19 protein-coding genes are annotated in these 14,516 nt (G+C 41.7%); all 19 read right to left on the reverse strand.

Going from position 1 to position 14,516, the window contains the following annotated elements; all coding sequences use genetic code 11:
- Positions 1–13: 13 nt before the first annotated feature.
- Positions 14–325 (reverse strand): PspC domain-containing protein, encoded by a 312-nt coding sequence (locus G610_RS22745; RefSeq protein WP_081667501.1) that lies wholly within the window; start codon positions 323–325, stop codon positions 14–16.
- 50 nt (positions 326–375) lie between these two features.
- Complete coding sequence (locus G610_RS0114200) at positions 376–594, reverse strand: hypothetical protein (RefSeq protein WP_035795892.1); 219 nt, start codon at positions 592–594, stop codon at positions 376–378.
- Between the two features lie 192 nt (positions 595–786).
- Entirely contained in the window at positions 787–1,401 is a 615-nt protein-coding gene (locus tag G610_RS0114205) for a hypothetical protein (RefSeq protein WP_026525325.1), read from the reverse strand.
- A 118-nt stretch (positions 1,402–1,519) separates the two neighbouring features.
- On the reverse strand, positions 1,520–2,248 hold the full coding sequence (locus tag G610_RS0114210; RefSeq protein WP_026525326.1) for a MerR family transcriptional regulator: 729 nt from the start codon (positions 2,246–2,248) through the stop codon (positions 1,520–1,522).
- A gap of 153 nt (positions 2,249–2,401) precedes the next feature.
- Positions 2,402–2,791, reverse strand: coding sequence for a C-GCAxxG-C-C family protein (locus G610_RS0114215; RefSeq protein WP_026525327.1), 390 nt, complete (start codon positions 2,789–2,791; stop codon positions 2,402–2,404).
- Between the two features lie 37 nt (positions 2,792–2,828).
- Positions 2,829–3,599, reverse strand: a complete 771-nt coding sequence (locus tag G610_RS0114220; RefSeq protein ID WP_026525328.1) for an MBL fold metallo-hydrolase — start codon at positions 3,597–3,599, stop codon at positions 2,829–2,831.
- Between the two features lie 96 nt (positions 3,600–3,695).
- Positions 3,696–4,169: a MazG family protein gene (locus tag G610_RS0114225; RefSeq protein ID WP_035797644.1), complete on the reverse strand. Its 474-nt coding sequence runs from the start codon at positions 4,167–4,169 to the stop codon at positions 3,696–3,698.
- A gap of 236 nt (positions 4,170–4,405) precedes the next feature.
- Entirely contained in the window at positions 4,406–4,555 is a 150-nt protein-coding gene (locus G610_RS23155) for a hypothetical protein (RefSeq protein ID WP_155831041.1), read from the reverse strand.
- A 245-nt stretch (positions 4,556–4,800) separates the two neighbouring features.
- Entirely contained in the window at positions 4,801–5,475 is a 675-nt protein-coding gene (locus G610_RS21055; protein WP_035797647.1) for an HAD family hydrolase, read from the reverse strand.
- A gap of 204 nt (positions 5,476–5,679) precedes the next feature.
- The gene (locus G610_RS0114245; protein ID WP_026525330.1) at positions 5,680–6,057 is read right to left on the reverse strand and encodes a zinc ribbon domain-containing protein; all 378 of its coding nucleotides are present in this window, start codon (positions 6,055–6,057) and stop codon (positions 5,680–5,682) included.
- 57 nt (positions 6,058–6,114) lie between these two features.
- Positions 6,115–6,741, reverse strand: a complete 627-nt coding sequence (locus G610_RS0114250) for an HAD family hydrolase (protein WP_026525331.1) — start codon at positions 6,739–6,741, stop codon at positions 6,115–6,117.
- 38 nt (positions 6,742–6,779) lie between these two features.
- Positions 6,780–8,561, reverse strand: a complete 1,782-nt coding sequence (locus G610_RS0114255; protein ID WP_026525332.1) for an ABC transporter ATP-binding protein — start codon at positions 8,559–8,561, stop codon at positions 6,780–6,782.
- Positions 8,558–10,357: an ABC transporter ATP-binding protein gene (locus tag G610_RS0114260; RefSeq protein WP_026525333.1), complete on the reverse strand. Its 1,800-nt coding sequence runs from the start codon at positions 10,355–10,357 to the stop codon at positions 8,558–8,560. The genes G610_RS0114255 and G610_RS0114260 overlap by 4 nt, the downstream gene beginning before the upstream one ends.
- A gap of 76 nt (positions 10,358–10,433) precedes the next feature.
- Positions 10,434–11,480 (reverse strand): sensor histidine kinase, encoded by a 1,047-nt coding sequence (locus G610_RS21060; protein WP_196809850.1) that lies wholly within the window; start codon positions 11,478–11,480, stop codon positions 10,434–10,436.
- Positions 11,481–11,844: 364 nt separating this feature from the next.
- The gene (locus G610_RS0114270) at positions 11,845–12,312 is read right to left on the reverse strand and encodes a GNAT family N-acetyltransferase (protein ID WP_026525334.1); all 468 of its coding nucleotides are present in this window, start codon (positions 12,310–12,312) and stop codon (positions 11,845–11,847) included.
- Between the two features lie 30 nt (positions 12,313–12,342).
- Positions 12,343–12,843: a GNAT family N-acetyltransferase gene (locus G610_RS21065; protein ID WP_051198025.1), complete on the reverse strand. Its 501-nt coding sequence runs from the start codon at positions 12,841–12,843 to the stop codon at positions 12,343–12,345.
- 69 nt (positions 12,844–12,912) lie between these two features.
- Entirely contained in the window at positions 12,913–13,254 is a 342-nt protein-coding gene (locus tag G610_RS0114280) for an arsenate reductase family protein (RefSeq protein WP_026525335.1), read from the reverse strand.
- A gap of 66 nt (positions 13,255–13,320) precedes the next feature.
- Positions 13,321–14,013, reverse strand: a complete 693-nt coding sequence (locus tag G610_RS0114285; protein WP_026525336.1) for a hypothetical protein — start codon at positions 14,011–14,013, stop codon at positions 13,321–13,323.
- A gap of 68 nt (positions 14,014–14,081) precedes the next feature.
- On the reverse strand, positions 14,082–14,516 hold a 435-nt coding region (locus G610_RS21070; protein ID WP_330368150.1), incomplete at its 5' end, for a zinc ribbon domain-containing protein.

Below are 14,516 nucleotides of genomic sequence, written 5' to 3' on the forward strand. Positions count from 1 at the left end.
CCCCATTTCTTTTTTAGATGCTGAAGCCTTTGACCTCTGAATTATCTGTAAAAGGCTTGAAGCCAACGGGTTCACTTGATTCATAATACTTTGCCGAGTAACTGTTTTCTTTTTTATAGAATCCGGTGTTCTTCGCACTTGCAGGTGCATCTTCCATTATTATTGCAAGGAAGATGTACGGAAGGATTCCGATTCCGGTTGTAAATAAGAGGATCAAATAGATGACTCTTATGATTGTGGGATCAATTCCAAAATACTCACCCAAGCCTCCACATACACCACAAACCTTCTGATCTGCACTTTTTCGTAATCTTCTTTCTCTCATAACCTTTCTCCTATCAAAAACCCATATGGCAAAGTGATACTATTGCCTACTTAAGCCTCCTTGACCAAAAGACCAACAATCATTGCAACTAAGAGTACCGGGAATGCTACATAAAGCAGTCCTCCAAATACCATTGCTATCAAGGTGAAGGGCAGGAATACAAGGAAAAATGCAACCTTGATCATGCTCCATGAGAACCTGAAAGCAAATCCTATGAGCTTTCCAATAAAACCAAACATACAAATCATAAATAACATTGTCAGTAACATAACCATCACCATCCTTTTCAATTCGTACCAACAACTGTTTTTGTTTATAGCCATATTGTAAACAAAAGGATGAGTTTGTTATATATCAAGTAGAGCAAAAAACATATCCATATTTCTACTTCTTTGCGTATTAAGGTCATATTAAAGAAAAACAGGCCATCAATGATGACCTGTCAAAGCATTGCAATACTATTATTCTGTTATTTCGCCGCCGGCTTCGCGTAAATCGAACAGTGAAACAATCTTAAAGTCCTTTTTTTCGATATCTATATCTCTAAACCAGATGTTTCCGTCATCGATGCATGCTCCCTGCCAGTTCGCCCACAGATCAGCGCTATCCCATGCAGCAAGCGAGGTCAAGTTTTCCTCACTAAAACCTGTGCTGTTAGCGTATGCAACAAACTCTTCTTTGTTGTTACACAGATTGTTTGCTTCCTCTGTACCTATCGGATACTGGATCATATCTCCAACGGCTTCCCAGTCCTTTGCAAGAACTGCATCCACTACTTTCTTGGCAAAAGCTTCTACTTCTTCGTTGCTGGCATCGGTGAATACAACATACTTGCCTTCTTCATCACTGACCTCTTCTGTAGCATCAGTACTGTCAGCTGTTGTCTCTTCAGTCTCCGTCTCTTCAACATTCTCTTCAACTGGTGTCTCTTCTGTAACATCGGCAGCAACTACATCTTCTTCAACTGATGTTACTTCAGAAGATGTGTCAGCAGTGCTCTCTGCATTACTTCCACAAGCTGTTCCTCCAACGCAAATCATTGACATAAGTAGTAATGTCGCTATTTTTCTCTTCATACTCATACTCTCCATATTCTCGTTTATTTTTCACACAAGTCGATATGATAGCATGAGAATAAGTCCATTTTGTGAAATGTTTAAAGAAAAATAAACTGTAGAAGCAAAAGCAAATACATCACTTTCCGCAGTATATCTTTATAGCCTTAAAAATGAACTCAGCGGTACCTTCACCGCCCATTTTCTCGATATTCTCTGTCATCTCTCCGCCGCCTACATAGCCTGTGCCGAGACCATAGAGAATATCGTTTGTGCATGTATAAAGGTTCTCTGTGATGAAATGCTGTACTCGTTTTACCTGAGCCTGAACTTTTTCTGAAGCAGGATCCATCTCTTTCATGGTTCCGAACTCCTCAAAAAGCTTCGTGAAGTCAGCCATAAGGCCGCTTTCGTATTCTTTTGTCCAGTTCTTTGTTTTCTCTGCATATTCCTTGTATGCAGGGGTATTTCCCCACTGTTCCTTCGCTTTTTTCGCGTATTCATCAAGCTTACTTGTATCAAATGCTGTAAAATTCAATTTCCTCACTCCTCTCACTTTTAGATATTTGCACATGTTCAGCAGATTCTCGATGTGCTCCTTTTTTAACTCAAGAAGTTCTATCTGCTGCTCCACTGCTTTCGTCTTGTCAAAATCAGATCTGTTAACTATTTCTTTTATGTCTTTTAGCGGAAACTCAAGCTCTCTGAACAGTAAAATCTGCTGAAGCTTCTCCAGCGCCGCATCGTCATACAGCCTGTAGTTAGCCTCGGTAAGCCTGGTGGGCTTTAAAAGTCCGATCTGGTCATAATACTGAAGAGTGCGTATACTCACTCCTGTTAACTTACTTACTTCATTTACTGTCATCATAGTTTTCGTCTCCTTCACGTGTATCTATACCATAAACTATAACGTAACGTTAGAGTCAACACTTTTTTTGCAAATCCCTTGCAAAAAAATATAGAGGCTGTTAACCTCTATATTTCTCGCTAGTATATTTATCATTTTGCCGGTAATGGTCTGTTATGCCTGCATGACTTCGCCATAGATCAGGACTGCATTTCTTACGCATTCTTCGCAAGGGCAAAGTGGCTTGCCGTCAGTAATCGCCTTCAGTTCCTTGCATTTGATGGAGCCACATCTTCTGCCAAACTCTTCCTGGATCTGCTTGGTTACTCCAAGTGTGCCTTTACCTTCTGTTGCTAATCCCGCAATCATTCCTGCTCCGATGAGGGCACCGCAGGTTGCTTCAAGATTACCCATTCCGGCACAGAATCCTGCAGAAAGCTGCTTTAAATCTTCCTCTGAAAGTTTTGTCAGATCAGCCAGTGCTGCAGTTACAGACTGGGCACAGTTGTACTTGCCCGAATTTTTCATTTCTACTGCTTTTTCAGCTCTCTCACTTATTGTCATTGTTGTCTGCTCCTTTCTTTACGATATATTTTTCCTATCATCTATAACAAATTACACTCTCTAGCTGCTGATAGTGCTTTCCTTCTTCAAGCTTGAAAGGATGCTGCTTGGCTTCTCCTCCAAACCATTTATAAGGAAGATCATTTTCTGTTTTTCCTTCGCTGATCTCTACTGCGCCGTTTCGCATGCACCGCATAAGGGAGATGTCATCAAAATCCGTCGCATGGCCATGAAGAATGGTATCAGCCTTCTCTTCAAGAAACATGACCTTATCCAGTTCCTTAACAAAGTCCTCCATCTTAAGGCAGCCGTCAAGCTGCATCCACAGATGATGATTTATGGAATCCCCTGTGAAGAGTATTCTGTCCTCTTTTAAAAGAAGGAGGATTCCGCCGGGGGTATGCCCCGGAAGGTCGTAAACTTCCAGTGTTTTCCCTCCAAGATCAATGACATCGCCGCCTTTAATGGGCTTGAATTCTGGCATTGTCAGTCCATTTTTCTCGCACTCCGCTACAAACTCAGGACTCTTTATGAATGAATCCGCAAGTTCATTATCCTTGGGATTCATGAAGGCTTCATCAAAATAGACATTTCCAAAAATGTGATCGGGATGACCGTGGGTGTTAACAACCACAATGGGCTTATCTGTAATCTCCCTGACAACTTTGTGAAGGTCGTTGTAGCCATTCATCGTGTCGATGACACATACCTTTTCATCGCCAACAACTATGTACCCGGTCGCTTCATGAGCCTCATCCATAAGGTAAAGATAAGGTTTCAATTGCTTTAAGTATAATTCTTTTTCCATACGTAATACCCTCCTGCTGCTACTTTGTTTTCATGATAAGAACCTTCCCCAATATCGTTCTTATCAATCGCTTTTGGTCCTTTCAAATTCAGGTGATTATGAGAAACCTTTCCTCTTCCGTGCTGCATTGATGAGATTTTCTGCCTCATCAAAAGCTTCCGGTAGATAAAGATTAGGATCTTCCTTACCCTCTTTTTCCTTAGCTTTGATTTCATCCCAATTCTTCAGAACTTCCTTGGAATCAGCAACCTCTACATCGCCAAAGACATGGGGATGTCTGCGGATCAGTTTTTCCGTGATACCTTTGGCCACATCATCCATAGTGAATATGCCTTCTTCCTCAGCAATCTGAGCCTGCATGACAACCTGAAGCAACAAATCCCCAAGCTCTTCCTTCAGATTTTCAGGATTCCCTGTCCTCTCGTAGACATTGATTCCGCAAAGAACCTCTGCTGCCTCCTCAATGCATCCGGGCTTCAGACTTGAATGGGTCTGTTCCTTATCCCAAGGGCAACCATCCGGAGCCCGCAGTTTCCTAACAACTTCTTTTAATTCATCGAATGATTTCATTTTATAATCCTCTTCAAATAATGGCAGCCTAACATAATACACTTTGTAATTTAGACTTTGCACTTTGTAATATAACACTTCATTATCATTTGTCTTCGCTCCGATTGATCTTCTCGCGCAGAGGAATTTCTCTTTTCCCCTAAAATAGAGGCGTGAAGTCTCTCGCTTCCGCTTCAATCTCCATTCTTGAGCAGAGGAATTTTCTTTTTTCTCTAAAATAGAGGCGTGAAACCTCTTCAACCCTCTTCAATCTCCCTTCCTAAGCAGAGGAATTTTCTTTTTTCTCTAAAATAGAGGCGTGGAATCTCTTCAAGCCTCTTCAATCTACCTTCCTGAGCAGAGGAATTTTCTTTTTTCTCTAAAATAGAGGCGTGAAACCTCTTCAACCCTCTTCAATCTCCCTTCCTAAGCAGAGGAATTTTCTTTTTTCTCTAAAATAGAGGCGTGAAACCTCTTCAACCCTCTTCAATCTCTCTTCCTAAGCAGAGGAATTTCACTTTTCCTCCCAAATAGAGGCGTGAAGTCTCTTCAAGCCTCTTTTATCTCTCTTCTTGAGCAGAGGAATTTTCAATTTTCTCCCAAATAGAGGCGTGGCAGTCCTCATCTGCTCAGTAAAGTTGAATTCAAGCGCTCAGCAATAATCCAAAACTTCAAGCTGATGATTTGCATGATCAAACTCATCGAGTATGGGACATGGAATGTGGGGTTCAAAAGCTCTGTCGTGAAACCATGTGCATTGAACGGGATGCATCCCTGCGTCCCTTGCGGCAAATAATTCTTTTGATCCGCCATCTCCCACATAGAGACACTCATCTGCTTCCACATCAAGGAGTTTTGTCATCTTCTGGAATAGCTCAGGGTCAGGCTTACAAATTCCCTGCTCGTATGAGATAAGTGCCACGTCAAAATACTGAAACAGAGTACTGTCTCTAATGAAATCTCTCTCATCGGAAAAAGTATTGGTTATAAACCCTACCTTTATTCCTCTTTTCTTAAGCTCCTGTAAAAGTCTGATCGAATCATCGGGAACCCCGTTGAATGTATCCTCAAGATTCTCTCTTCTCTTGTTTACAGCTAAGCTTACATTTTCTTCAGAATATACTCCAAGCTTTTTGAAGACAACCTCCAGGCCCTGCTCAATAGTGTAGACACCGATGCTTCTTTCCTTCTCAATCGCATGCCACTCTTTTCTGAAAAGATCTGGATCAACTCCAACATCCGCTGCGATGTTCTCGCCGAAGTAAGTTTTTCCTTCAAACAAAGTGACAAGTGTCTCAAACATATCAAAGATGACTGCTTTTATCATACCGCCTGCTCCCCTTATTTACAAAAATCCCCAATCGATCCCAACAATAAATGTTAGGCAGTTTTATTTACACTAGTGTTATTCCACATCTATTATCACTACCTCCGGATGATTGAAAAATCTTGGATATGGCATTCGCTCACGGCACAAGCCTCTGCTTACGACCATATCTGCGCCATTGGATAGCTCATCCCCTAACAATCATCAAAATCTTGTTCCGCACTTAGGGCAAAAATCAAAGTCCTCCGCTGTCTCGTATCCGCACTGTCTGCATCTCTTGTAACCTGCCACGAATCCTCTTCCGCCACTCACCTGGGTGAGATGACTCGGCAAAATCTCCACCGATTCGCCTCTTGCTATCATTTTCCCAATCTCCGGGTCAAGCTCGTAAACAGTTCCACAACAGCTGGTCTGCACATAGTAATGTTTGTTCCACTTTAGTGTCGGTATGAAAAAAAGCGACAATACCGTATATGTCATGAACACATTGAAGCGTCCATATCTTCCGCAGATAGCACAGGTAATCAGCTGATTGAAATCAAAATCCTTTCTGCCATCTGTAATTCCCATAATAAAAAACATTTTCGTATTCCTCGTATGACTAGATCAAAACGCCTGAAAGTGATCTATCCTCTCATGTCACATTTTCTTATCAAACAGCTCGAGGACTTCACTTAAGTCATCCACTTCATAATCAGCCTGCTCATCCTCATTGCTGACTTCCCAGTATTTCCACATTCCCTGCTTCACACGAACAGTTTTCATGCCCATCTTCTTTGCAGGAATTATGTCATTATCAACTCTATCTCCGATCATGACGGCATTCTCAGGCTTGCAATTTGCCCTTGATAAAGCGAGTTCAAATATCCGCCTGTCAGGCTTTTCCAATCCTTCTTCTGCGGAAGCTATAACAAGATCGATGAACTTCAAAACGCCATGCTTTTCTAATCTGTCTGCGGTTCCCGGCAGCTGATTGGCAATAACTCCAATCTTATATTTCTTGCTCAGTCGCTCAAGGCATTCATAGGACTCAGGAAATAATTCCTCGTCTTCACTTCGCCAGCGTGGCCTTTCTATGCCATATTCCTGAATCAGCAGGCGCTCACCCTTTTTCTTTTCCTTGTAAAGCAAAAGCACCTTATCCTGTATGACTTCAAATGGCTCATTAACCGCTTCTGCAATTTCATGCAACCTATGTAAAAATGGCTTCTCTTCACTTACCAAAGTTGAGCCCACATCAAAAATTAGCCACTCTATGTTATCCAATGTTTTTTCTCCTATGCTGTCCTATTCTTGCCAAATCGTTATGCCAGCTTATAGTTTTCTGCCTGAGCCATGAAAAGCTGGTAGTAGAGGCTGTCTGTTTTTTGCATCAGATTATTGTGTGTATCGTAATCTGTCACGGTTCCGCCGTCGATGATCAAAATCTTGTCACAGAACTTTGAAGAAGACATGCGGTGAGAGATGTAGATGGCGGTTTTGTCCTCTACAAGGGAGTTGAATTTCTCATAAATCTCAGCTTCCGCAATGGGATCAAGGGCGCTGGCAGGCTCATCGAGAATTACCATTTCAGAAGGTTTATACAGGGCTCTTGCAATCGCTATCTTTTGTCCCTGTCCGCCTGACATCTCAATACCATCTTCATCATATTCCTTACCGAAGCGGGACTCGATGCCGTTTTTCAGTTCGTCCACTTTTTCCTTCATGCCCACTTCTTCCATGAGACGAAGCACCTTGGCTTTTTCTATCTCAGTATTGGATTCCTTGCAGGATACGTTTTCAGCAATGGTAAAGTTGAAAAGCTTGTAGTCCTGGAACACCGCAGAAATACTGTTCATATAGGTTCTGTAATCGTACTCATAAATATTTTTTCCGTTTACAAGGATCTCGCCGCTATCGAGCTTATACATGCGACAGATCAGCTTAACCAGTGTGGATTTGCCCGCACCGTTTAATCCCACGATGGAGATCTTTTCTCCGCGGTTTACGGTAAATGAAACGTTTTTCAAAGTAGGCTTTTCAGCCTTGGGATAGGTGAATGTCACATCACGAAACTCAAGGGTGTTAATGGGTCCTTCGAATTTTACTTTTCCGGTTTCAAGTACTTCTTCCTCGATTTCCATAAACTCAAGATAAGGACTTAAGTAGGAAAGTGTCTGAATCAGCATAACCACCTGCTCTCCGCATGACTGCATAGCACGGCTGAAGCTGATTGCTGAGGAAACATACATGGTCAGTGAACCGATGGAGAGCATCTTTCCAAAACGGTCGGAAAGAGTTCTGACGCCCACGTAAAAATATGTAAGTGCTGTGGCACCGATTGTGATTACCTGCATAAGTCCGGTGGAAACCGCAAGTCCCCTCATGGCTTTTCCATAGAGGTCACAGACACTCTTATTTTCATTGAGCACTGTTTCAGTAATCATGGGTTCTAAGTCATAGAGACGGATTTCCTTCTGAGCTTTTTCTTCCATTCCGAGGCCGAAGTAATAATTGTATCTTCTGTTGATGGGAATGAGCTGCTGCATAAGGCCTGTAACCTTCTTCATGGACAGCGCATACGCCATCATGGAAAGTCCTGCTGCCACGGCCATGAGTATGATCAGCACAGGGCCAAGAGTCAGGAGAACTGCCAAAAGACCAACAAGTGTCACTATGGATGTTAAGGTCTGTGATACATAGCTAATCAGTCTGGAGATAGCGTCCTGATTGGAGATAGCAAAAACAGCTCTCTCTTTCAGGTCCAGATAGTACGGGTCTTCCAGATATGAATATTCTATTTTCATGATCTTTTCGCCCATCTTTTCCTGCATGGTCTTATTTACAAACTCGCTGCGAACATTTAAATAACGATTCAAAAGGTTCTCAAAAAGCTTCATCAAAACATTATTTAAAACAATAAGCGTTCCAAAAAGGATAAGCATATTGACCTGCTTATCGCCCATGATCTCGTCAATCAGGAGTTTGGGCAGAATCACGTTAAGCAGCATATTTGCGCCGCCAAGGAGAGCTTTTACCACAAGCGCGATGATATACATGGGAGAAATGCTCCATGCAAGCTTCATAAAATGCATTAACTTTTTCATGCTTCCATAGCCTCCTCCTGATAGTATTTGCCCTGTACCACAAACATGTCGTAGTACATTCCCTTTTTCGCCATAAGCTCCTCGTGGGTTCCGTATTCCTTCACGCCTTCTTTATCAAATAGGGCTATCTTGTCGCAGAAAATTGTGCTGGCAAGACGATGGGAAATATATATGGCGGTTTTTCCTTCTACAAGTTCGCTGAAGTTTTCATAGATCTCAGCTTCTGCCAGGGCATCCAGCGCCGCTGTGGGCTCGTCCATGATTACCATGGGTGCATCTTTATAGAGTGCACGTGCGATGGCCAGCTTCTGGCGTTCGCCACCTGAAAAATCTGTACCATCTTCGTCTATAACTTTCAGCATCATCTGGTCGAGACCTTTGGAGAGGCTCTTTAACTTTTTGCCAAGGCCAACTCTCTCCAGTGCTTCTGTGACTCTTGCATCGTCAGGATTACTGCTGCCGCATGTAACATTTTCACGAAGAGTAAATGCGAGAATATTGAAGTCCTGGAAAACCGTTGAATACAAGTCGTAAAGGTTCTTCTTTTTCCAGTCTCTGATGTCGATTCCGTTGACGTAAATATGACCTTCGTTGGGTTCATATAAACCGCAGATCAGTTTTACCAGTGTGGATTTTCCTGCGCCGTTAACACCAACGATAGCAAGGCGCTCGCCCTTTTTGATGGTGAATGAAAAGTCTTTATAGATGTCCACGTCTGTACCGGGATAGCGGAAAGTTACATGGTCAAATACGATTTCAACAGAGTCTGTTTTTTCAGGTTCCTTGCTTCCCTCAGTCAGAATGTTTTCATCCATGAGACGATAGAAATCATCCACGTATTCGCCTTCGTTTCTGATCTTGGTTACTGTGTCACCAAAGAGCAGCATGTACTCAATCATGCCCATGATCAGGGCTACATACATGGTGTAATCGCTGACAGGCATTCCCTGGTACGCTTTATAGATCAGGATGCCGTACATGGCAACGTTGGTAAATACGAGGGTGAAAAGTCCCAGAAAACCAAGGGCAAAACGGCGATTCTCCACCATCTTAATAACAGCGGTAAATGCCTCGATTTCCTTTTTATAATTTGCAATGATTCGCTCTCTGAAGTTAAAGATGCGGATATCTTTTCCAAAAGAAAAGTCGTGTGTCGTCTTGTTAAAATAAGATATCCTGCGCTGTGCCTTACTTCTTTCTTCCTTCAGTGAGTACTCGTAGTCATGAGTTTTTACGGACACCCACATAAGTGTGACGCAGTGCAAAACAGTAACGACAAGAACTACCGGGCTCAGCGTGAAAGCCACCACTGCCATAGCAATCAAGGTCAAAAGATAAGCCGGTGCCTTGTAGATGAGATTCAGCATAAGTTCTATGCCGTTTCCATTGGAAGAACCGGCATCCATAGCTCTTGTATTCTTTTCCCAGAAGCTGGCATCCTCTACATATTTGTAATCCATGTTCTGGATCTTCTGAGAAAGCAGTGCCAGATAGTGCATGCGAAGGCGCATATTTTCAGAATCTGTCACCTGTCTTAAAAACGCGCTCATGAATGCAATAAAACCGGCGATAGCAAAATAAATCACCATCACTTTCGCCAGAGGAAGCGCAGCGTCTTTTCCATAACGCTCCAATGTTCCGATAGCAAGTTTGGGAAGTACGACGCCAAGAAACGGCTGAATCGCTATAAACAGCGCCGCAAAGATCATACGCACAAATTGAGTCTTACTTTCGGTGCGCACAAAAGTAAGAAGCCTTCCCACGACATAGGAAGGCTTGTAGATTCTTCTCTCCATTTAACCAACAACCCTTTTTTCTTTTTTTAATTTACAGTCTATCAGAAACTGCGCTATAAACAAATCTTTTTATTTCTCAGACTATCATCCTGACTGTAAAAACATTGTTCTCTGCAATATATCTTATTTCACTGTTTGTCTGAGTTACAAAAGCCAGAACACTTCTGGTTCCAATTCCATGATTTTCCTCATTACTATATGGATGACCTTCCTCGTCAAGCTTGACCTTGTCTTTGCAGGAATTAGACACTTCAAGTAATAACTGGCTTTTATATTTGGCGGTAACGGATATGAATCTCTCCTTTTCAGGAACTTCCATACATGCATGTATAGCGTTTTCCAAAAGATTACTAACGGTGATTGCAAGTTGCATCTCATCCACAGCCAAATTTGAAGGTATTGTAGTGGAGACCTCAACTTTAATGTTATTCTTTTCTGCCATTGAAACATAATGCGTAATAGCTGCATTAATTGTGGTGTTTTCACAGTATCTTTTTATCGAATGGGGCTCCTGTTTCAGTCGGTCGCTTAGGCACTCCAGGGCTTCTTCTGTTTTTCCATCCTGAAGAAGGGATAGGAGCAAAGCTTCAAAATGCCTTCTGTCATGCCTCATTGCTCTATCCTGCTGCATTATGTCCTCTGATGCTGCAAGACGTTCTTTCATGGTTTTAGTTGCAATTGCCATAATGTCTGCTTCTGATTGCAGTTTGTATTCGTTCTGTCTCGCTTCAAATTCCTGCTTCATCAGTTCGGTATGTTTTTCAAGAAATGCAAAAACAAGAATATTTACAAAGACCAGAATAACAATCATTTCTGTATACTGATACAAATTGAATTCTTCACTGTTTTTTAAAAAGCGGTTTCCATCAATCATAAAAAACATAATTGTAAATATCGGCAGCCCAACATATGGAAATGCAGCTTTATCTAATTTTCGATTGCTGTCTTTATTGCCTATAATGCAGATAATCCATGCAAGTATAAGGTATATCAGAAACATAACACCGCTTGAGACGGGATTCATCCACTCATAGCTCATGTTATTAGTATCAGCACCGGTCATTCCGTCAAATATAATACTTGAAACAATTTCAATCGACCCCTGAATTGCAAGATAAAACAAAAAGTAAATGATTCCCCTATAATTGTTTACTTTGTGGCAAATATACAGCGGGACAAGATACAAAATAATAGATGCGCTCATATTAAGCAGTGCAATTCCCTGTAGATTTGCATAATAGAACAAAATGCAGCAAATAGAATAAATGAGAAAAACCAGGATCTTTTTCCGCTCAAAGAAAGCTCTTTTTCTGTAAAAAGAGTTTTGCATCATATGATATAGAAATATAGTCACTATATCGCCAAGAAGCAGAAGTGAAGAAGAATGCGATAATAACTCAACCATATTTATCCTCCAAACATTGGGAACTTCTGGCCTGCTTTGACATAGTTCTTTAGCTTAAAGTCCATTTCTGTTCCTTTCGTTATCATAAGTTGTACATCATGAAGTTTCCGTTATGTTTAAATCCAAAAGCTGTATATAACTTCACTCCCATATCTGAAGCCGTGATATGAACTGCCCCGCAACCGTAGGCTCTTGCTTCTTCAACAACTCTGTTAAGCAGTTCTTTTGCTATGCCTTTCCTTCGATAATCAGGATCGGTATACATGCTGGACAATAGCCCAAGTTTCCCTGATGGGCAGGTAAAATATGGCGGTTTCTCAACAAAAGACATACCACTTGTTCCAATGATCTTATCTCCGTCCATGGCAAGCCATGAAACAAAGGTTCCATCTGCCATATGCCTGTGATAAAAGTCTTCCAACGCTGATTTTAAATCCACACCCTCCGGCACAGTTCTCCCGGAAACTGTGTATTCCTCAGTAAGCTGAGTAATCCTCATTTCGATAAAAGTATCCAGTTCAGCATCTGTGAGTTTTTTATAAGTGATCATATTTACCCCCTTTGCTTATTCAAGACGCACTTAAATCTCTACTATCGATCCCATCAGTTCCAGATATTTTCCGGATTCGGTTGTGAACTTGTCTATTCCTTTGTCCTCGTGCTTGAACTTCCTAAGAAGTTCCTGACTGCCTGTATTTCTCACATCTGCTTCATAGAAAAATCTGTTCTTCTTGTATTCCTTGCAGGTGTAATCCAGTACAGCGCTCAGCGCTTCGTAAGCATATCCTTTTCTCTGCTGATCTTTGGTGATCCAAATCCCAATTTCCGGAACCTCTTCGTTTAAACCATGTACCTCAACGCTTCCAACATAATTCTCATCCATGTCGAGAATTGACATGCACAGCATCTCTTTGTTATTCATCTCGTCAATAAAGCCCTGCAAAAATTCTTTTGCATCCTCAATTGAATCAAAGGGCTCCGGATACTGATACTTGGTAATATCGCTGTCAAAGCCGGTAAAATACGCCTCCAAATGATCCATACTAAATGGTATTAATCTAAGTCTTTTTGTTTCTATCAATTTCTGCTTCCTCCCATTATGTTAAAATCCCATTGCTGTTTTCACAATCTGCATTTCCCCGGTTATCTGTTACTCCCACTTCTTCCAAACTTCAGGTTGATATCCCAGAGTGGACTGTTTTCCATTTCTAACGACCGGGGTCTTGATTATCTGCTGATTTTCCAAAAGCTTTTCAACCTTGTCTTCATCAGCAATGTACTGTATTAGCGCAACTGCATCTTTATCCTTGGCATCAGGGTTAATCATATTCATTATGCCGCCATTAGCACTTGCAACAGCGGTCAGTTCTCCCTTACTCATGCCCTTTTCCTTCAGGTCAACGAACTGATATTTTATGCCGCGTTCCTTAAAAAATCGCTCCGCCTTCTTTGTATCATTGCACTTTTTGGTGCCAAATATCTGTATGTTCATGCTACCCTTCCTCTACTTCATTCTTACTTTTCGTATTCACATGTTAAAAATCTTTTGCCTGTTTTTTCATAAAAACAACGAAATCATCCATAAATAACATATTGTTTTGGGGATCATCATCATTCCGAGCATCGGTTTCCTGTTTGCACCAAGCACAACAACCATGTAGCATACAAAGCTTACAGTCACAAGAACGGCCAGTAACCATTCCTGAAATAGTATGATAAGATATCCAACCGTTATCACTCCCATGACAACGAACGGAATATTTCTGTACAATCCCCAGTTAGTATCCTTTTCTTTCGAAAACCAGCGGTTCTGCGGAAAAGCACAAAGGGCAATTCTAATTACCGCCAGCACTATGAGCACCATCAATAAGATCATCCTGTTTCCGGAAACTGAACTGATATCACCATTACCGTGTTTTACAAATAACGAAGCAAAAAAGAACAGATAAAACACCGTCATCGTCACAGAAGATACCAGATTCCCCAGTCCCAGCCAGAAATCTCTTTTTCGCTGTTCTGATTCTATTGTTGTAGCCCATTTAAAATTGATCATGATCCTCGGTACCAGATGGAACGCATCACCGCAACCCAATAGCAGTGTCATTCCGGCACAGATGCTATAAAATATATCTCCTGTAGCCTGTGCCCTGAGAATAAATGTGCAACCGGCAACAAGTGCAAAAACAAGGTATCCGATGCAGAAAACATTCTCACCAATTCTCATTCCTAAAGGTTTTTCTTTTTTGCTCATAAATTCACCTTTCCCTGCACCTCAAGTATGAACTACCTCCACCGACTCTGCGTCGGAAAGGGTTTCTGTTATGCCGCTGTGCGGCATGAACCTTCAGTCTGCCTGTGGCATCCTAAAGAACAGGGCATGTCCACTATGCCCCTATCCCATTGTGTTACCTTTGGGAATACTTTTCTCAATATATTTGCAGCCCCGTTTATGTCTGCATTTGTGAGTGTTCCATCGTAGTGCCTGTAGAGTCCTCTTTTTATCCTTCTTCCTGAAAAAGAGTATTCTTTATTATTCCCTATTTCATACATGGGGATAAGATCCATGGCAAGAAAATCAGCCTTCGAAGTATAGCTCTCCTCGGTCAGGGCAAATCTTATCCCGTATTCAGCAAGCTTATAGCGGAGCATATCTGCAAATATCAGCATTGGTATCTGCACAAAATTCTGGTTACTGATATGTCCCATATCTGCTTCCTGTTTCTGGAATACATTATGTCCCATCACCACAACATC

This window comes from Butyrivibrio sp. MB2005, from assembly GCF_000424285.1.
Taxonomy (GTDB): domain Bacteria; phylum Bacillota; class Clostridia; order Lachnospirales; family Lachnospiraceae; genus Butyrivibrio.

What these genes read in the sequence shown, in the direction of transcription:
- G610_RS22745 (WP_081667501.1), bottom strand. Translation starts at nt 325, where the DNA reads ATGAGAGAAAGAAGATTACGAAAAAGTGCAGATCAGAAGGTTTGTGGT.
- G610_RS0114200 (WP_035795892.1), bottom strand. Translation starts at nt 594, where the DNA reads ATGTTACTGACAATGTTATTTATGATTTGTATGTTTGGTTTTATTGGA.
- G610_RS0114205 (WP_026525325.1), bottom strand. Translation starts at nt 1,401, where the DNA reads ATGAAGAGAAAAATAGCGACATTACTACTTATGTCAATGATTTGCGTT.
- G610_RS0114210 (WP_026525326.1), bottom strand. Translation starts at nt 2,248, where the DNA reads ATGATGACAGTAAATGAAGTAAGTAAGTTAACAGGAGTGAGTATACGC.
- G610_RS0114215 (WP_026525327.1), bottom strand. Translation starts at nt 2,791, where the DNA reads ATGACAATAAGTGAGAGAGCTGAAAAAGCAGTAGAAATGAAAAATTCG.
- G610_RS0114220 (WP_026525328.1), bottom strand. Translation starts at nt 3,599, where the DNA reads ATGGAAAAAGAATTATACTTAAAGCAATTGAAACCTTATCTTTACCTT.
- G610_RS0114225 (WP_035797644.1), bottom strand. Translation starts at nt 4,169, where the DNA reads ATGAAATCATTCGATGAATTAAAAGAAGTTGTTAGGAAACTGCGGGCT.
- G610_RS21055 (WP_035797647.1), bottom strand. Translation starts at nt 5,475, where the DNA reads ATGATAAAAGCAGTCATCTTTGATATGTTTGAGACACTTGTCACTTTG.
- G610_RS0114245 (WP_026525330.1), bottom strand. Translation starts at nt 6,057, where the DNA reads ATGTTTTTTATTATGGGAATTACAGATGGCAGAAAGGATTTTGATTTC.
- G610_RS0114255 (WP_026525332.1), bottom strand. Translation starts at nt 8,561, where the DNA reads ATGAAAAAGTTAATGCATTTTATGAAGCTTGCATGGAGCATTTCTCCC.
- G610_RS0114260 (WP_026525333.1), bottom strand. Translation starts at nt 10,357, where the DNA reads ATGGAGAGAAGAATCTACAAGCCTTCCTATGTCGTGGGAAGGCTTCTT.
- G610_RS0114270 (WP_026525334.1), bottom strand. Translation starts at nt 12,312, where the DNA reads ATGATCACTTATAAAAAACTCACAGATGCTGAACTGGATACTTTTATC.
- G610_RS0114280 (WP_026525335.1), bottom strand. Translation starts at nt 13,254, where the DNA reads ATGAACATACAGATATTTGGCACCAAAAAGTGCAATGATACAAAGAAG.
- G610_RS0114285 (WP_026525336.1), bottom strand. Translation starts at nt 14,013, where the DNA reads ATGAGCAAAAAAGAAAAACCTTTAGGAATGAGAATTGGTGAGAATGTT.